This is a genomic window from Erythrobacter sp. HL-111, assembly GCF_900105095.1.
Lineage (GTDB): Bacteria > Pseudomonadota > Alphaproteobacteria > Sphingomonadales > Sphingomonadaceae > Erythrobacter.
Map to the genome: position 1 here is coordinate 3,119,138 of NZ_LT629743.1, position 17,552 is coordinate 3,136,689.

Below are 17,552 nucleotides of genomic sequence, written 5' to 3' on the forward strand. Positions count from 1 at the left end.
TCATTGCGGCAGCCAGAAGATGACGGTTGCTGCGATGCAGATGGCGGACATGAAGGTGTGCGCGCAGCGATCGTAGCGGGTGTGGATCCGGCGCCAGTCCTTGAGTTTGCCGAACATGTTCTCGACCTTGTAGCGTTGGCGATAGAGGGTCGTGTCGTGCGGGATGGGCACCTTGCGGTTCGCCTTTGACGGGATGCACGGAGCAATGCCGCGCTGCTCCAGAGCGGCGCGAAACCAGTCAGCATCATAGCCCCGGTCGGCGAGCAACGCCTTTGCCTTCGGAAAGGCATCGATCATCAGTGCAGCGCCCTTGTAGTCGCTCATCTGCCCTTCACTGAGCAGCATGATCAGCGGGCGGCCCTTGCCATCGCAGACGGCGTGGAGCTTTGAGTTCAAGCCACCTTTGGTGCGCCCGATACGTCGGGATAGAGCCCCTTTTTTAGCAGGCTTGCTGCTGTCCGATGCGCCTTCAGATGGGTGGCATCGATCATCAGCTGATCGGGCTTCCCGCCCTTGGCGGCTAGCTCGGCGAAGATGCGGTTGAACACGCCCAGGCGGCTCCAGCATATGAAGCGATTATAGATCGTCTTGTGCGGACCATAACCGACCGGCGCATCACGCCAGCGCAGCCCGTTCCTGATCACAAAGACGATGCCGCTCACGATCCGCCGATCATCAACCCGCGGAATGCCGTGCGACAGTGGGAAATAGGGCTCAATCCGGCGCATCTGCGCCTCGCTCAACAACCACAGCTCGGACAACAGCAACACCTCCCTGGTGCCGCCATTGAATCAACCGATTGCCTCCCGCGCAAGCGATTTAATGGGTCCTGAGCCTAGACCGGCTGCATCAAGAGCCTTACGCCAAGATCCGAAACGACGGGCGAGCGTCGAGCTATGGTAAAGACCAATTTCGTTGAACTGATCAATCGTGACAGTCTTTGTTCCAAGCCGATTTGCAACTGAACGCAGCTCTTCGAGGAGATCAGAGTCTGGAACGTCTCGATGGTAAGGCTCTAGCTGGAATTTCAAAGGATTTTCCTCGAACGGCATGGATCAACTGAAATACTCATTTCGGCAGGGCATGATGCCTTCGTCGGCAAGCCCATGCAAATTAGTATCGATTGCCTACGGCTAGCTCGCAGATCCCGAACTCGCGCCACTCATCTCACAAGAACCACACGAACAACACCCCCACCATCACCCCAATCACGCCGAGCGAAAAGCCGAGCATCCACGCCGCCGGCTTCGACACCCGCCCCAGCACCTTCCATTCATAGCCGAGCGCGATTCCCAGCGTGATCGGCACCTGCGCCGCGATCGCGACGGGATCGGGCAGGCCCGCCACCTGCACCACGCGGGCATAGGCCGGGGTCATCAGCGCGAGCGTTGCGATCAGCATCGCCTGCCGATGCGCGTGCATGTCGCGCCTCCGGGCGAAATGCAGCGCGGCGAAATAGAGGGGCAAGAAGGTCACGAACGCGGCGAGGTTCACCACCGTCACCTCCGGGCGGCCCAGTTCCAGCCCGATATTGACCGAGATGATGCCGCCAGACACCGCCATCGCACCCACCAGCGCCATCGAGGCGCGTCCCAAGGCGCGGTGGAGGTCCAGCCGGTGCTCCGCCGCGAGCCAGGCCTGCGAGGCGAGGAGGCCGAGCCATGCCACCATGCTGCCTGCGTGCAGCACCACGATCGGCGTGTAGCGCGCCTGCACCGCCGGATCGGCAACCGCCCTGGCCGCGAAGGCGAGCAGGGTGAAGCCCAGCAGCGCCTGCGCGATGCGGCTCAGCAGCAGGTTCGAGTTGCGATGGCTTTCGGGGGCGCGCATCAGTTCTCCCTCGCGGCGCGGATGGCGGCGCCCGCCGCGAAGGGCGCGATGGCGACCAGCAGCAGGCTTGCCGCACCAACGAAGCCGAGGCTCGCCGGGTCCTGACGCGCCAGAGCGCCCGCTCCGAAGATGAGGATGGGCAGGGCAAGCGGGACCAGCAGCAGGCCCGACAGCGCGGCGCCCGCCCGCAGGCTCGCGGTGAGCGCGGCGATGATGAGGCCGATTGCCGCGAGGCCCGGCGTGCCCGCCAGCAGGCCGAGCAGGAGAAGGTCGAGCACCGGCCCCTCCAGCGCCAGCAGCGCGGCCGCCGGAAAGGTCGCGAGCACCAGCGGCGGGCCGAAGCTGAGCCAGTGGGCGAAGAGGCGGACCGCCATCATCCCCTCTTCGGACACGCCCCGCAGGCGCAGCTGGTCGAAGGTGCCAAGCTCGATATCCTCCGCCACCAGCCGGTCCAGCGGCAGGATCGCGGCAAGCAGGGCGGCGATCCACACCACGCCCCCGCCGGTGCGCGCAAGCAGGTTGGCATCCGGCCCCACCGCGAAGGGATAGAGCATCGCGACCGCGACGAAGAACACCAGCGGCAGCGCCGCCCCTCCGCCCGCGAAGGGGAAGAAGCGCGCAAGGTCGCGGCGGAGCAGCGCCCCGATCACGCAGGCTCTTCCCGCGGCGCGTAATCCTCTATGGCGAGGCTCTGAAGGCCAGGCACGGCGAGCTTCTGGTGCGAAGCGACGAGCGCTATGCCGCCGCGCGCGACGTGTTCGGCGACGAGGTCGGTGACCGTCCCGATGGCCCCCGCATCGAGCCCCGAAAGCGGCTCGTCGAGCAGCCAGATCGGGGCTTCCCGCCCCATCAGCGCGGCGAGCGCGGCGCGCTTCTTCTGGCCGGTCGAAAGATAGCGCACCGGCACGTCGAGCAGCCGCGCGAGGCCGAGCCGAGCGTGGATCTCCCCTGCGTGCGGGCACCGGTCGATCCGCTGCCAGAACCCGAGCGCGCGGCCCAGCGGGAGGTCGGGATCGAGCGCCGGGCGTTCGTCGACGAGGCCGATCGCGCCCGCCGCCTCGACCTCGCCCGCATAGGGCCGCATGAGCCCGGCCAGCGTGCGGATCAGCGTCGTCTTGCCCGTCCCGTTGGCTCCAACGAGGTGCAGCGCCGTGCCGGGAGCAAGGTCCAGCGCCAGCCCGCGCACCAGCAGGCGGTCACCCCTGCGGCAGGCAAGGCCGCGCGCGGCAAGGCGGATGTCGGGGGAAAATCGGACAGAACCTTCCATTGACCTTGTGCGTTAGGCAAAAGAGCCCCTCCTCACAAGCGACGAAACATCCAACAGGGAGCCGAAGAATGGCCGTATCCGAACTCGACGAGAACGACCGCAAGGCGCTTTTAAAGGACCATCCCGACTGGGAACTGGTGAACGAGGGCAAGGCGATCCGCCGCACCTTCCAGTTCGACGATTTCTCGCAGGCCTGGGGCTTCATGAGCCGGGTCGCCCTGCTTGCCGAGACGCAGGACCACCATCCCGAATGGTTCAACGTCTACGCCAAGGTCGAGATCACGCTGACCACGCACGATGCCGGCGGACTGTCGATGCGCGATGCGACCATGGCGCAGGCGATCGACCGGTTGGTCTGACGGTCCGTCATTTCCCGAGCAGCGCGGTGCCCGTGCGGTTCTGCCTGCGGACCTTGTTCGGGAACCAGCGCTTGGCGAAATTGAGCCGGCGGGCGGTCTTGCCGACGAGGTAGTGCAGGTCCTCGCCGTGCACCGCGTTCCAGACGGCCTCGGCGACTTCCTCGACCGGCGTGATCTCGAGCCCGGCGGCCTTCACCCTGTCGCGCACCATCTCGTTCGAGCGGCGGTTGCCGGTCCCGTCGAGCAGCGGCGTCTCGATGAAGCTCGGGCAGATCGAGGAAACCTTGATCCCGTCCGTCGCCCATTCGGCATCGAGGCTTTCGGCGATCCCGCGCACCGCGAACTTGGTCGCGCAATAGACGCTCATGCCGGTCCCGCCCGAAATGCCCGCCGCGCTCGCGATGTTGACCAGCGCAGAGCCGGGGGCGGTGTCGAGGAGATGCGGATAGGCCGCCTGCGCGCCGAACAGCACGCCCTTGAGATTGATGTCGAGGCAGCGCTCGATCTCGTCGGTTTCCAGTTCGGCGAGCGGCCCGCCCGTGCCGATCCCGGCATTGTTCACCACCACGTCGATCCGGCCCCCGGCGGCGGTGCGAAAGGCATTCAGCGCCTCGTCCCACATCTCCCGGTCGCGCACGTCGAGCCGGTGGGCGTATTTGAACCCGCCCGGGATCAGGCCGAGCGTGTCCTCCATGCCCTGCCGGTTGATGTCGCCGATCCCGACGAACCAGTCCCGCTCGCCGAAATGGCGCGCGATCGCCCGGCCGATGCCGGAGGCCCCGCCGCTGATGAAGATGCTGCGCCGCTGCTCGGCCATATCGGTCCCTCTCCCGTGGATTGCGTTTTGCAACCCTCTAGAAGCACCGGCCCTTCTTGTCAGCAGGGTTCAGCCCCCCACGCCGGCAAGGCCCTTCACGTGTTCCTCGCCTTCGACGATCTGCGCGCTCGACGGGGCCAGCACGTCGCCCAGCGGTTCCGCGCGGCCGCCGAGGCATTCGGCGAGGAAGTTCTCGGCGATGGCGAAGAAGGCGATGGAGTTCTCGGGCCGGGCGAAACCGTGGCCCTCGTCGGGATAGAGGACATAGGTGACGGGGATGCCCGCCTCCTTCATCGCGCCGACGATCTGGTCGCTTTCGGCCTGCTTGACGCGCGGATCGTTCGCCCCTTGCGCGATCAGCAGCGGCTTGGTGATCCGGTCGGCCTTGTAGAGCGGGCTTGCGGCGCGCAGCAGGGCGCGGCCTTCCTCGGTTTCGGGATTGCCCATGCGTTCGTGGAAGATCTTCACCATCGGCGCCCAGTAGGGCGGGATGGTCGAAAGCAGCGTTTCGAGGTTCGAGGGACCCACGATGTCGACCCCGCAGGCGAAGGTCTCGGGCGTGAAGGCGAGCCCGGCCAGCGTCGCGTAGCCGCCATAGGACCCGCCCATGATCGCGACCTGGTCCTCGCCGGCGATGCCTTCGCCGATCGCCCAGCGGGTCGCATCGATCAGGTCGTCGTGCATCTTCAGCCCCCACTGCTTGTTCGCCGCATTGAGGAAGTCCTTGCCGAACCCGGTCGAGCCGCGGAAGTTCACCGAGAGCACGGCATAGCCGCGATTGGCGAGCATCTGGTGGATCGCATCGAACCCGTAGCTGTCGCGTGCCCACGGCCCGCCGTGGACCAGCAGCACCATCGGCACGGGGCTTTCCGGGCGGCCGTCGCCGTCCTCGTCGGAACCGGGCGGCAGGGTGAGATAGGAGGGCAGGGTCAGCCCGTCCCGGCTCGTGATCTCGATCGTGTGCATCGGCTGGAGCGGCGCGCCCTCCAGTTCTGGCCGCGAGACGTAGAACGGGGTCAGAGTCTGGGCCTTGCGATCATAGATGTAGGTAGCCGTCGGCGCGGTCAGCGGGTCGTTCCAGACGATCCAAGTCATGTCGTCGTCGGTCCGGCTGGAAATGCCGAATTCGCCGTCGAGCCGCTCGCCAAGCCAGTCGAGCGAGGCCCTGATGTCGGGATCGGTCGCGGTCCATTCGGTCTTGAGGTAGTTGACCGACCACGCCTCGACCTCGCCGGTCTTCGGGTCGCGCATCGTGCCGCCGATATCGGCCTTGTCGTGTTCGGCGATCAGGCGGCGCTCGCCGGTCGCGGTATCCTGCGCGTAAAGCGCCGCGGTGTTGCGCCCGCGACTGTCGAGCCAGTAGAGCACGGATCCGTCGGTGGTGTAGCCGACGGGCGAGGTGGTGAGCGAATCCTCCATCGCGCTGGTTTCGAACGGCTCTTCCTCGACCTTGCCGTCCGTCACCCGGAAATAATCGGTCCCGCCCGCTTCGTTCTGGCGCATCGCCATGCGCAGGGTGAGCGTGTCGTCGGCCATGAACCCGGCATAGGACGTGTTCTCGAACACCGGTTCCATCTCGCCGGTGTTCATGTCGAGCAGGTGGACATCGTGGAATTGCGGGTCGCGGTTGTTGAGGCCGACGAGGATCTTGTCCTTGATCGTCTCGGAGGCGCCGACGATCTGGACGCGGGTGTTCTCGAACGGCGTCATGAGCCGTTCCTCGCCGGTCGCGATGTCGATCCGGTAGAGCAGGAAGTTCTCGTCCCCGCCCTTGTCCTGGATGTAGCCGATGCTCTTCGCGTCCGCGGCCCAGAAATGCTGGCGGATCGGGCGTTCGACGGCATTCGTGACGACCTTCGCCGCGTCGGGATCGTCCGCCGGCGCGACCCAGATGTTGAGCACGCCCTTGCTCGGCGCGAGCCAGGACAGCCATTTGCCGTCCGGGCTGATTTGCCCCTGCGCGCGGGTGGGATTGCCGAACAGGTGGTCGCGCGGGATGATCGGGGCTTGCTCTTGCGTGGTGGTCATCGATGCTCCGGAAATCGTGGTCTTGTGGTTTGTCGCCGGGTCCGCCGAGACGAGGCCCGGCAGGCACAGGGCCGTTGCCGCGACGGCGGTGCCCAGCAGGCGGACGGTGTTCGAGATGTTCGACATGGCGGCTTTCCTCTCCCCTTCAAGCCGGTGTGTTGTGTCGACAATACGCCATTGCCGTTTGCGATCAAGCGGTTCGGCAAGGTCAAAGCGCCGGATTGGCGCAATTGCGGGAAAAAGAGATTGCCGCGCGGAATTGAGCATAATGCTGCGATTTCAGGAGGTTGGTGGAGGTCACTCGGTCGAGCTCACTCAGTCGAGCTCGCTACTGCGACATTCCGGCAGCGCCTGGAAAGCGGTTTCTTGATGTATCCGAAAGGCAGCTGAATGACCGAATTTGGGTGGTGAACTGCCCTTCACCCTTTTCCGGCAAAGGGGTTTGCCGGCGTCGGGGTCGCAAGCGGAAGTTTCGCTTTCCGACGGAAAATGCGGATTTCGGACACCAGCTCAGACCGGTTCACGACTTTTCGAGTAATAGTGCCACGTGAAGATCGCCATGGCCCCGCGATGGGGCGCCCATATCTCGCCGATGGCACGGGTGTCCTTCTCCCCGGGGCGCTCCTCCATCCCGACGAGCCGCCTTACGCCTTCCTGCACGGCAAGGTCGCCCGCCGGCCAGATATCGCCGCGCCCCTCGGCGAACAGGAGGTAGATCTCCGCCGACCAGCGCCCGATGCCCTTGACCCCGGTCAGCAGCGCGATCGCCTCCTCGTCGTCCTGGGGCAGGGCATGAAGGTCGATCGCGCGCGCTTCGACGAGTTCGCAAAGGGAGCGGGCATAGCCCTGTTTCTGGCGCGACAGGCCGCAGGCGCGAAGCGTGTCGAAATCGCGCGCCAGCAGGCTCGCCGGAGCGAAATCCCCGCCCAGCTCGGCCTCCAGCTTCGCCCACATCGAAGCTGCCGCCGCGACCGAGACCTGCTGGCCGACGATGGTGCGAAGCAGCGTGCGAAAGCCGCGTTCGCGGATGCGCGGGGCGGGATGGCCGACCCGCGCCAATGCGCGCGCGACCCGTTCGTCGCGCGCAGCGACCGCGTCCAGGGCGGCCCGCAATTGCCCTTCGTTCAGCCCCATCGAGCGCCGCTCACTCTCAAATCCCCTAACTTGCCTAGCGTTTCAAACTGGCCTAGCAGCCCGCTTGTTTCCCGAACAGCGCGATGCCCTTCGCGCGCAACCTTTCGAACGGCAGGAGAACGAAAGCCCATGCCCAAGCTGGTCGTGACCAATCGCGAAGGCGAAACGAGCGAGATCGACGTCGAGGACGGTCTGACGGTGATGGAGGCCATCCGCGACAATGGCTTCGACGAACTGCTGGCGCTGTGCGGCGGGTGCTGCTCCTGCGCGACCTGTCATGTCCACGTCGATGCGGCCTTTTCCGACAGGCTCCCGGCGATGAGCGAGGACGAGGACGACCTGCTCGAAAGCTCCGACCACCGCACCGAAACCTCGCGCCTGTCCTGCCAGATTCCGTTCACCGACGCGCTCGACGGGCTCAAGGTGACGATCGCGCCCGAGGACTGAACGGCGATTGCGGGCGGGGCCGGGAAGGCCTAGGTCGGCAGGCATGAACATCACCGCTCCCATCGGCGACACGCTTTCGCTCATCGGCAACACCCCGCTCGTCCGGCTCCGCGGGCCGAGCGGGGCGGCGGGCTGCGACATCTGGGGCAAGTGCGAATTCGCCAATCCCGGCTCCTCGGTGAAGGACCGCGCGGCGCTCTACATGATCCGCGATGCCGAGGCGCGCGGGGAACTGAAGCCCGGCGGCACGGTGATCGAGGGGACGGCGGGGAACACCGGCATCGGCATCGCGCTGGTCGCCAATGCGCTCGGCTACCGCACGGTCATCGTCATGCCCGACAACCAGTCGAAGGAGAAGATGGACACACTGCGCGCACTGGGCGCCGAGCTGGTCCTCGTTCCGCCGACGAAATACGCCGACCCCAATCATTTCCAGCACGTATCGCGCCGGATGGCGGAGGAGACCGCGGGCGCGGTGTGGGCCGGGCAGTTCGACAACGTCGCCAACCGCAAGGCCCATATCGAGGGCACCGCGCAGGAACTGTGGCACCAGACCGGCGGCCGGATCGACGGCTTCACCTGCGCCGCGGGCACGGGCGGAACGATCGCGGGGGTCGGCATGGGGCTCAAGGAGAAGAACCCCGACATCCGCATCGCGCTGACCGATCCGCATGGCGCGGCGCTCTACAACTACTTCGCGCACGGCGAATTGAAGGCCGAGGGCTCCTCGGTCGCGGAAGGCATCGGGCAGGGCCGGATCACCGCCAATCTCGAAGGCGCGCCGATCGACACCCAGTTCCGCATCTCGGACGAGGAAGGCCTCGTCTGGGTGGAACGCCTGCTGCGCAAGGAGGGCCTGTGCCTCGGCCTGTCCTCCGGCATCAATGTCGCGGGCGCGATCGAACTCGGCCGGCAACTCGTCGCCGAGGGCCGCGAGAATCCCCAGGTCGCGACGATCCTGTGCGACACGGGTTTTCGCTATCTCTCGACCCTTTACAACGCGGAATGGCTGCGTGCGAAGGGCCTGCCGGTGTTCGACTGGCTGGCAGGCGGCGCATGATGGCGCGCAGGCTCTTCGCGGCCGACCCCGGCGACCGGGGCGAGGAACCGCCCCGGGGCGCACCGCTCGGCGGGACCCGGTCCGAAGCGCTGCAGCGGCTCCAGATCGGCGTGTTCGGGATCTGCGCGATGGTCCTGCTCGTGGGCCTCGCCAGCATCATCGGCAGCCAGGCCGACCGGGTCGAGGAAACCGCCGCGCCCGACGCCGCCCCCACGACGGAGCCGACCGCGCCCTCCGCGCAGCGCGATCCGCTGGCCGACGCGGGAGTCGTCCCCCCGACCGAGACCAAGCCCAAGCCCGAGCCCGAGCCATCGCCGGGGCCGCAATCGCGCAGCGAGCGCCCGTCCCGGTCCGCCACCCCGCCGGTCGGCGAGGGCCGGGCCGCGCCCGACCGGCCGCGCCGCGACGAGGGCGAGTGATGGTCCCGCTGCACCGCGCGAGGCCGGGCTAGCCCTCGCACGGATGGCGGCGATGCGTGCCAGCACCCTCCTCTTGGGCGGCCTTGCCGCGCTTCTGGTTGTCGGGCTCGCCCTGCTGCTGCCGCGGTTTCTGCTGCCGGGGGATGCGCCCGCCGCCTCCCCGCAGCCGCCCGCCGCCCCTGCCGCGGGCGTGGGACCGCGCCCTGAACTCGGGCTCCACACCGGCCTGCCGCTCCACCGCCCGCTCGACCTCGGGATCGAGGCGCTCGCCCGCGGGGAAGGCGAGGTGCCCTGGCAAAGGCGGGCGATCGAGCGCGGCTATCGCATCGTCCCGCTCGACACGCTCGCCCCCGTCCCCGGCCTCACCGGCGAGGACCCGGCGAGCGATCCCCTCGCCGCCCTGACGCGCCTCGCCGTGATCCAGCCGCGCGGCCTTTCGCCGGCCGACAACGTCGCGCTCGACGACTGGGTGCGCGCCGGGGGGCGGCTGCTGCTGGTGCTCGATCCGATGCTCACCGGGGACTATGACCTCCCGCTCGGCGATCCGCGCCGGCCGAACGCGGTCGCGCTGATCCCGCCGGTGGTGGAGCGCTGGGGGATGAAGGTCATGTTCGACGAGACGCAGGCCGCCGCGCCGCGCTTCGCCGAGTTTGCGGGCGGAACCCTGCCGCTCGCGCTCGCGGGGAGGGTGCAGCAGCGCGAGGGCGCGGGGGCGGACTGCACCTTCGCGGCCGACCGGGCCCTGGCGCGCTGCCGGGTCGGCGAGGGCAGCGTGACCCTGCTCGCCGATGCGACCCTGTTCGAACACGCCGGGCTCGCCGCCGAGGCGGGGCAGGGCGGTTCCGCGATCCTCGCGCTGTTCGACCACGCCTTTGCCTGCGACCCTGCCGGGGATTTCACGGGAAAGCCCGCGCGCTGCGCCGGGAAGGGCGGGGAATGAACGGGAATCGTGCCCGGTTTTCAGGGTGCTTGCGGGGTTTTGTTGACCTGGTCCGATCGCTTCGGGCTCAGTGCGAATACCAAGGGGTGCGAAGAAAAGATATATAAATCATATATTTACCATCTAATCCCGCGAAATCCCGCAAAATCCCCTTTTCACCCGCCTGCTTCCCGGATATTACCGGGATCCATCAAACATGCCGCATTGTCCCGCGTCCCGCCTTCGAGCGCGGCGCGCCGCCCGAACGCGCGCTCGGGGGGCGAGGGGGAAGGCGTGTCGGGAGACGGCAAGCGCAAGAGGGATCGGGCAGGGGCGTGGCGGCTTTTTCGGGATATAACGGACAGGCCTTCTCGCCCGCCGGCGACAAGGGCCGGTTCGTCCTGCCGCCGACCTTCCGCAAGGCGGTGAAGGAAAGCTCCGGGGGCGCGCGCACGCTCTGCCTCGCGGTCCACGACAAGTATGACTGCCTCGTCGGCTTCGGCCTCTCGCGCATCGAGGAGCTCCACCAGCAGCTCGAAAGGGAGGAGGAGCGCGCGATCCGCCTGGGACAGGGCGATTTCGACCCCGACGTGCGCGCCCAGCAGCTTTTCGGCTTCGAACAGATCCCGTTCGACGATTCGGGCCGCTTCGTCATGCCCGAACACCTCAAGGACCTGGGCAAGATCGGGGACGCGCTCTATTTCCACGGGGCGGGCAGGTTCTTCTTCGCCTGGAACCCGGACGAACTTGCGCGGATGGACGCGAGCTTCAAGGGCGCGCAGGCGACCTGCCGCGCGCTGATGGCCAAGGCGAGGGGAGGGGCGAAGTGAACCCGTCGCACGCCCCTGCCCACTTGCCCGTCCTGCTCGACGAAGTGGTCGCGGCCATCGGGCCCGCGCCCGGCATGACCATCGTCGATGCGACCTTCGGCGCGGGCGGCTATTCACGCGCGCTGCTGGAGGCGGGCGCGCGCGTCTTCGCCTTCGACCGCGACCCGCACGCGATCCGCGAAGGTGAGGCGATGGTCGCCCGTTACGCGGGCCAGCTGTCGCTCCACCCCCGGCGCTTTTCCGAAATGGCCGACGAACTCGCCACGCTCGGCGTAGAAAAGGTCGACGCGGTCGTCATGGACATCGGCGTTTCCTCGATGCAGCTCGACCGGGCGGAGCGCGGCTTCGCCTTTTCCGCCGACGGGCCGCTCGACATGCGAATGGGAGGGGACGGGGAAAGCGCCGCCGATTTTCTCAACACTGCCGACGAAGCCGCAATCGCCGACGTGCTCTATCACTATGGCGAGGAACGCCAGTCGCGCCGGGTCGCCCGCGCGATCGTCGCCGCCCGCCCGCTCGAGACGACCGGCGATCTCGCCCGCGTGGTGCGCCGCGCGCTCGGGCACAAGCCGCACGAGAAGAAGGACCCCGCGACCCGCACCTTCCAGGCGGTGCGGATCCACGTGAACGACGAACTGGGCGAACTGCGCGCCGGTCTTGCCGCGGCGGAAATCCTGCTGCGCGAGGGCGGGGTGCTCGCCGTGGTCAGCTTCCACAGCCTCGAGGACCGCATCGTCAAGCGCTTCCTGCGCGAGGCATCGGGCGCGGGCCGTGCGGTTTCGCGCCACCTGCCGGGCGAAATGCCCGGCGCCGCCCCGACCTTCGCCCGCCTGTCGAAGGCGATCCGCCCGGGCGAGGCGGAGTTGGAGGCGAACCCGCGCGCGCGCTCCGCGGTCCTGCGCCACGGCGCGCGGACCGCCGCGCCGGCGCGCGCGCCGGACCGTTCCAACCCGGGAGAAACGCCATGATCATGACCAATGCCCGGATGCGTTCGCTCGGCTGGGCCGCGGTGCTGGCGCTGTGCCTCGGCCTGTTCGTGCTGCTCAGCCTGCGCGTCCACGCGGTGAAGAGCGAGGTCCTGCTTGCCGAACGGGAGATCATCCGGCTGGAGCGCGAGACGCGCCGGCTCGAAACCGAGTTCCAGGCGCGCGCCAACCAGCGCCAGCTGGCCGAATGGAACCGGGTCGAATTCGGCTACGAAGCGCCGCGCGCCGACCAGTATCTCGAAGGGGAACGCCAGCTCGCGAGCCTCGGCGAACCGCGCGGGCCGGGTGCGCCCGCCCCGATCCGGGTCGCGCGGGGCGATTTCGCCGACGCCTCGCAGGCGGAAACGCCGGGGGACGACGGGGCGGAGCGGGCGATGGTCTCGCCGATCACGGGCAAGCCGGTCACGCTCGCTTCCGCGCGCAACGCGGCCGATGCCGCTGCCACAACCCGTTTCGCCGAGGCCTTCGGGGACTTCCTGATCGACGCTTCTCCGATCCGCCCGGCGCGCGCGCAGGCCGCGCGCGAGACAGAGCGCGCAGGGCGCCCCGAATGACCGCCGAGGCCTCCGGCTTCGGGCCCTTGTTCGCGCCCGGCATCATGCGGGAACGGACGGGCTCGTTTGCAGGGGGCGCCCAGCCGCAGCTGCCGCTCGGGTTCGACCGCGCCGCGCCCGGCGGCCGCGCGCGCCCCGCCGGACCGCCGCCCGCGCCCGCCGCACCGCCCGCCGCAGAGCCGGCGCGTTCACCCGCCCCGTCGCCCGCTCCACCGCCGGGCGCGCGCCCGCCGCTGCCGACCGCGCGCGGCCAGCTCATCAGCCTGCGCCGCCAATGGCTGCTCACGGCGCGCGCGCGGCTGCTTTTCGTCGCCTTCGTGTTCGTGCTGGTCGCGTGCGTCGCGCTGCTGCGCCTCGCTGCGCTCGGGCTCGAGGGGGACGGCCCGCGCCGCACCAGTCTCGATGCGGCATTGCTGCCCGATCGCGGCGAGATCACCGACCGCAACGGCATCCCGCTGGCGCGCGCGTTCGAGGCCTATGCCCTGTGGTTCAACCCCGCGGCAATGGACGATGGCGGCGCGCCGCTGGTGCGCCCGCCCGCCGAGGTCGCAGCGGGGCTCGCGGCGATCTTCCCCGACCTCGACGCCGAGCGCACCACGCGCCTCCTTGCCAGCGGCAGGCCCGCCTATCTCCGGCGCCGCATCCTGCCCGAAGAGGCCAACCGCGTGTTCGACCTCGGCGAAGTCGCGCTGGAAACCCCGCGCGAACCCGACCGGCACTATCCGCAGGGCAAGCTCGCCGCGCACGTGCTGGGCTACGTGGTCGAGGAGGAGGACGGGCGGCTCGGCGGGCGCGTGGGGATGGAGCAGGTGCTCGACGCGCGGCTCGCCGATCCTGCCCTGCGCGGCCTGCCCGCCGCGCTCTCGATCGATTTGCGGGTGCAGGGCGCGCTCGAGGACGAACTGCGTTCGGGGATGCTCGCGACCGATGCGATCGGGGCGGCGGGCGTGGTGCTGGACGTCGACACGGGCGAGGTCATGGCGCTGGCCTCGCTGCCCGATTTCGATCCCAACCGGATCGCGAAGGGCGACGTGCCCAACATGCTCAACCGGGTGACCAACCAGGTTTCCGAACTGGGTTCGACCTTCAAGCCGCTGACCATTGCCGCCGCGATCGATGCGGGCGTCGTGCGCGACCTGTCGCGCGACTGGGACGCGCGGCCCGTGGAGATCGGGAGCCGGCGGCTGGCGGATTACACCGACAAGGGCGATGCGCTCAACATCCCCGAAGCGCTGGCCTATTCGTCGAACACGGTGACGATGCGGGTCGCCGACCAGCTCGGCCCGGAGCGGATGCGGCGGATGCTGATGGACCTCAAGATGCATGAGCGCCCGACGATCGAACTGCCCGCGCGCGCGCTGCCGTTCTGGCCGAACGGCGAATGGAGCCGGATCCGGACGATGACGGTCGGCTACGGCCACGGCATCGCGGTGACGCCGCTGCATCTCGCGGGCGCCTATGCCGCGATGGTGAACGGCGGGCTGTGGCGTCCGCCGACGCTGCACCGGCTCGAGGCGGGCGAGGTGCCGCGCGGCAAGCGGGTGTTCAAGGCCTCGACCTCGGCCCGGATGCGCCAGCTGCTGCGGATGATCGCGCTCTACGGCACCGGGCGCAGCGCCGATGCCAAGGGCTACCGCGTCGGCGGCAAGACCGGTTCGGCGGAAAAGAACGCGGGCGGGCGCTACGTCAAGAACAAGCTCATGAGCACCTTCGCCGCGGCCTTCCCGATGGACCGGCCGCGCTTTGTCGTCGTGGTGGTGCTGGACGAACCGCGCGGGACCATCGCCAGCTCCTTCCAGCGCACCGCGGCGTGGAACGCGGCGCCGATCGTGGGCCGGCTGGTTCCGCGGATCGGCCCGATGCTGGGGGTGCGGCCCGACGACAACCGCGACGTCGACATCTCCGACCTGCGCTACCTGATGGAGAAGGACAAGTGAGGCTTGCGGCGCTGTTCCAAGCGGCCGGGGTGGAGCCGCGCGGCGACTGGACGGACGCGGCCGTGAGCGGCTTCGCGATCGATCACCGCAAGGTCGCCCCCGGCACGGTCTTCGGCGCCTTCCGGGGCGAGCGCTTCAACGCCGAGGACGTCATTCCCGAGGCGATCGCGGCGGGCGCAATCGCGGTCGTCGCCGCGCCGCACGCGCGGGTCGAGGGCGCGGCGCATGTCGCGAGCGAGCAGCCGCGCCGCACCTTCGCGCAGCTTGCCGCCCGCTTCTTCGCGCCGTTCCCCGAAACGCTCGTCGCGGTGACGGGGACCAACGGCAAGACTTCCTGCGTCGAGATGACCCGCCAGATCTGGCGCATCTGCGGCCACCGCGCGGCGAGCATCGGGACGCTGGGGGTGACCACGCCCGACGAAAGCGTCTCGACCGGGCTGACGACGCCCGACATCGTCACCTTCCTCGCGAACCTCGCGGGCCTGGCGCGCGAGGGCGTCACCCACGTCGCCTACGAGGCATCGAGCCACGGCCTCGCGCAGTATCGCAGCGAAGGCCCGCCGGTCGCGGCTTCGGCCTTCACCAATTTCAGCCGGGACCATCTCGACTATCACGGCACGATGGAGGCCTATTTCGAGGCCAAGATGCGGCTCTTCGCCGAGGTCGCCCCGCCCGGCAGCCCGGCGGTGATCCATGACGACGGGCACGATGCGGTCTGGATCCCGCAGGCGATCGAGCGGGCGAGGGCGTGCGGGCTCGACGTGCGGACGGTCGGCGAGAAAGGCGATTTCCTGACCCTGGTGAGGCGCGAGCCGACCCAGCTCGGCCAGTTCCTGATGGTGCGCCACGCGGATACGGACTGGAAATTCGAGCTTCCGCTGATCGGCGCATACCAGGCCGCCAATGCCCTCGTCGCGGCGGGGCTCGCGCTTTCGACCGGGCTCGCGCCGATCGACGCGCTCGGCGCGCTCGCCCGGCTCCAGCCGGTGCGCGGGCGGCTCGAACGCGCCGCGATCGCTGCCGTGGGCGCGCCGGTCTATGTCGACTATGCCCACACGCCCGACGCGCTCGAAGCAGCCATCGCCGCGCTGCGCGATCACGTGGCGGGCGGCAGGCTCACCGTCGTCTTCGGAGCGGGCGGCGACCGCGATCCCGGCAAGCGCGCAGCCATGGGCGAGGTCGCAGCGCGCGGGGCCGAGCGGGTGATCGTCACCGACGACAACCCGCGCGGCGAGGACCCGGGCGCGATCCGCGCCGCCATCCTCGAAGGCGCGCGCGCCGCAGGGAGCGCGGCGGACATCGTCGAGGTCGCCGGACGGCGCGAGGCCATCGCCGAGGCGATCGCGGGCGCGGGCGAACACGACATCATCCTCGTGGCGGGGAAAGGCCACGAGCAGGGGCAGATTATCGGGTCGGGAGAGGCTATGCGGGTGTTACCGTTCGACGATGTGGAAGTGGCACGCGAATGCGCGGCCGAACGTAACCGGGATACGGGTCGATGACGCGACGCACCTCAGCGCTCCTCAGGAGCTGGCCGCTCACGGCGCGCGACGCGCTGCCGCTTGCCCTGTGGGATGCGGCCGGGATCGCGGCAGCCACCGGCGGAACGGCGAGCCACGCCTTCGAGGCTTCGGGCATCGAGACGGATTCGCGCGACGTGCGCCCCGGCGACGTGTTCGTGGCGCTGAAGGGCGAAAGCATGGACGGGCACCGCTTCGTCGAACAGGCCTTCGAGCGCGGCGCGGTCGCGGCGATCGTCGATCGCCCTGTCGATTTCCCCCATGTCCTCGTCGAGGACACGACCAAGGCGCTCCACGCGCTCGCCCATGCCGCGCGCGACCGTTCGGGCGCGGTGCGGATCGGCATCACCGGGTCGGTCGGAAAGACCGGCATGAAGGAGGCGATCTTCGCCTGTCTCGACCGGGCGAGCCGGGGTGCGGCGCATCGTTCGGTGCGCAGCTACAACAACCATGTCGGGGTGCCGCTGTCGCTCGCGCGGATGCCCGCTCGGGCGCGCTACGGCGTGTTCGAGATGGGGATGAACCACGCCGGCGAAATCGCGCCGCTGTCGGCCCATGTCCGCCCGCACGTCGCGCTCATCACCACCATCGCGCCCGCGCATATCGAGAACCTCGGCAGCATGGAGGCGATCGCGGACGAGAAGGCGCAGATCTTCACCGGGCTGATGCCGGGCGGGACCGCGATCATTCCCGCCGACAGCGAATGGGCGCCGCGCCTCGTCGGCCACGCCCGGCGGCTCGGCCACCGCATCGTCACCTTCGGGCGCAGCGAGGGTGCCGACGTGCGCCTGCTCGACGCGATTCCCTCCGCCAATGGCGGCTCGCTCGTCACCGCCGACCTCGGCCGGGCGGAGCGACTGTGCTTCTCGGTCGCGGAGCCGGGCGAACACTGGATCGCCAATGCGCTCGGCGTGATGGCGGCGGTGCGCGCGGCCGGGGGCGACCTCGGCGCGGCGGGGCTCGCGCTCGCCGAAATGGGCGGATTGAAGGGCCGCGGGGCGCGTTTCCAGCTCGAGGTGCCCGGCGGGAAGGCGCTGCTGATCGACGAAAGCTACAACGCCAACCCCGCCTCCATGCGCGCCACGCTGCGCGCACTCGGTCAGACCCCGGCGCACCGCCGGGTGGCCGTGCTCGGCAGCATGAAGGAACTGGGCGATTTTTCCGCGGGCTTTCACGCCCAGCTCGCCGAGCCGTTGATCGAGGCAGGGATCGACCACGCGATCCTCGTCGGCGACGAGATGCGCGCGCTGGCCGCCGAACTGGGGAAAGGCAGCGCCAATTCGCTTGGATTCGTGCCCGGTTTCGAGCATTGCGAAACGCCCGCCGAGGCGATCCAGGCGCTCGGACGATATGGTCTCACCCATGGCGATGCGGTTCTGGTGAAGGGCTCGAATTCGGTCGGGCTCGGCGGGCTGGTATCACACTTCACGGATGGCGCGGGCTAG

Annotated in this window: 19 protein-coding genes; 11 read left to right on the forward strand and 8 right to left on the reverse strand. The window is 69.1% G+C overall.

From position 1 onward, the window contains the following. The 5 genes from BLU08_RS14660 to ccmA form a co-directional block, all read right to left on the reverse strand. Positions 1–761, reverse strand: a protein-coding gene (locus tag BLU08_RS14660; protein ID WP_090201484.1) for an IS5 family transposase whose coding sequence is annotated in 2 segments (ribosomal slippage) — positions 1–422 and positions 422–761 — 762 coding nt in all. Because the reading frame shifts where the segments join, the coding sequence is not laid out codon by codon here. Positions 762–791: 30 nt separating this feature from the next. Beyond that, positions 792–1,052: a homing endonuclease associated repeat-containing protein gene (locus BLU08_RS15680; protein ID WP_157674578.1), complete on the reverse strand. Its 261-nt coding sequence runs from the start codon at positions 1,050–1,052 to the stop codon at positions 792–794. A gap of 115 nt (positions 1,053–1,167) precedes the next feature. After that, positions 1,168–1,830 (reverse strand): hypothetical protein, encoded by a 663-nt coding sequence (locus tag BLU08_RS14665; RefSeq protein WP_233996012.1) that lies wholly within the window; start codon positions 1,828–1,830, stop codon positions 1,168–1,170. After that, complete coding sequence (locus BLU08_RS14670) at positions 1,830–2,480, reverse strand: heme exporter protein CcmB (protein WP_090200684.1); 651 nt, start codon at positions 2,478–2,480, stop codon at positions 1,830–1,832. The genes BLU08_RS14665 and BLU08_RS14670 overlap by 1 nt, the downstream gene beginning before the upstream one ends. Then, a complete protein-coding gene (gene ccmA, locus BLU08_RS14675; protein ID WP_090200688.1) occupies positions 2,477–3,097 on the reverse strand; it encodes a heme ABC exporter ATP-binding protein CcmA in 621 nt (206 codons plus the stop codon). The genes BLU08_RS14670 and ccmA overlap by 4 nt, the downstream gene beginning before the upstream one ends. A gap of 68 nt (positions 3,098–3,165) precedes the next feature. Here ccmA and BLU08_RS14680 point away from each other — a divergent pair, with 68 nt between their 5' ends. Beyond that, positions 3,166–3,456: a 4a-hydroxytetrahydrobiopterin dehydratase gene (locus BLU08_RS14680; protein ID WP_090200690.1), complete on the forward strand. Its 291-nt coding sequence runs from the start codon at positions 3,166–3,168 to the stop codon at positions 3,454–3,456. A gap of 7 nt (positions 3,457–3,463) precedes the next feature. Here the strand turns inward: BLU08_RS14680 and BLU08_RS14685 are convergent, their stop codons facing one another. From BLU08_RS14685 to BLU08_RS14695, 3 genes are all read right to left on the reverse strand, one after another. Further along, complete coding sequence (locus tag BLU08_RS14685) at positions 3,464–4,273, reverse strand: SDR family oxidoreductase (RefSeq protein WP_090200692.1); 810 nt, start codon at positions 4,271–4,273, stop codon at positions 3,464–3,466. A 69-nt stretch (positions 4,274–4,342) separates the two neighbouring features. Beyond that, positions 4,343–6,427 carry a S9 family peptidase gene (locus BLU08_RS14690; RefSeq protein ID WP_090200694.1) on the reverse strand — a complete coding sequence of 695 codons (2,085 nt, stop codon included), beginning with the start codon at positions 6,425–6,427 and terminating at the stop codon, positions 4,343–4,345. Between the two features lie 384 nt (positions 6,428–6,811). Further along, positions 6,812–7,435 (reverse strand): DNA-3-methyladenine glycosylase, encoded by a 624-nt coding sequence (locus tag BLU08_RS14695; protein ID WP_090200695.1) that lies wholly within the window; start codon positions 7,433–7,435, stop codon positions 6,812–6,814. A 129-nt stretch (positions 7,436–7,564) separates the two neighbouring features. On the opposite strand from BLU08_RS14695, the gene BLU08_RS14700 reads away from it, so the two are divergent. The 10 genes from BLU08_RS14700 to murF all read left to right on the forward strand — a co-directional run bounded on the left by BLU08_RS14700 (position 7,565) and on the right by murF (position 17,552). Next, positions 7,565–7,882 (forward strand): 2Fe-2S iron-sulfur cluster-binding protein, encoded by a 318-nt coding sequence (locus BLU08_RS14700; RefSeq protein WP_090200698.1) that lies wholly within the window; start codon positions 7,565–7,567, stop codon positions 7,880–7,882. Positions 7,883–7,925: 43 nt separating this feature from the next. Beyond that, entirely contained in the window at positions 7,926–8,942 is a 1,017-nt protein-coding gene (locus BLU08_RS14705) for a cysteine synthase A (protein WP_090200700.1), read from the forward strand. Beyond that, positions 8,942–9,361, forward strand: a complete 420-nt coding sequence (locus BLU08_RS14710) for a hypothetical protein (RefSeq protein WP_090200702.1) — start codon at positions 8,942–8,944, stop codon at positions 9,359–9,361. Before BLU08_RS14705 ends, BLU08_RS14710 begins: the two co-directional genes overlap by 1 nt. A 52-nt stretch (positions 9,362–9,413) precedes the next feature. Beyond that, the gene (locus BLU08_RS14715; protein ID WP_157674579.1) at positions 9,414–10,301 is read left to right on the forward strand and encodes a hypothetical protein; all 888 of its coding nucleotides are present in this window, start codon (positions 9,414–9,416) and stop codon (positions 10,299–10,301) included. A 314-nt stretch (positions 10,302–10,615) separates the two neighbouring features. Further along, on the forward strand, positions 10,616–11,110 hold the full coding sequence (locus BLU08_RS14720; protein ID WP_090200707.1) for a division/cell wall cluster transcriptional repressor MraZ: 495 nt from the start codon (positions 10,616–10,618) through the stop codon (positions 11,108–11,110). Beyond that, positions 11,107–12,078: a 16S rRNA (cytosine(1402)-N(4))-methyltransferase RsmH gene (gene rsmH / locus BLU08_RS14725; RefSeq protein ID WP_090200709.1), complete on the forward strand. Its 972-nt coding sequence runs from the start codon at positions 11,107–11,109 to the stop codon at positions 12,076–12,078. Before BLU08_RS14720 ends, rsmH begins: the two co-directional genes overlap by 4 nt. Next, positions 12,075–12,650: a hypothetical protein gene (locus BLU08_RS14730; RefSeq protein WP_090200711.1), complete on the forward strand. Its 576-nt coding sequence runs from the start codon at positions 12,075–12,077 to the stop codon at positions 12,648–12,650. Before rsmH ends, BLU08_RS14730 begins: the two co-directional genes overlap by 4 nt. Next, positions 12,647–14,587, forward strand: a complete 1,941-nt coding sequence (locus BLU08_RS14735; protein ID WP_233996013.1) for a penicillin-binding protein 2 — start codon at positions 12,647–12,649, stop codon at positions 14,585–14,587. Before BLU08_RS14730 ends, BLU08_RS14735 begins: the two co-directional genes overlap by 4 nt. Continuing rightward, positions 14,584–16,089, forward strand: coding sequence for a UDP-N-acetylmuramoyl-L-alanyl-D-glutamate--2,6-diaminopimelate ligase (locus BLU08_RS14740; protein ID WP_090200714.1), 1,506 nt, complete (start codon positions 14,584–14,586; stop codon positions 16,087–16,089). The genes BLU08_RS14735 and BLU08_RS14740 overlap by 4 nt, the downstream gene beginning before the upstream one ends. Beyond that, complete coding sequence (gene murF / locus BLU08_RS14745; RefSeq protein WP_090200717.1) at positions 16,086–17,552, forward strand: UDP-N-acetylmuramoyl-tripeptide--D-alanyl-D-alanine ligase; 1,467 nt, start codon at positions 16,086–16,088, stop codon at positions 17,550–17,552. The genes BLU08_RS14740 and murF overlap by 4 nt, the downstream gene beginning before the upstream one ends.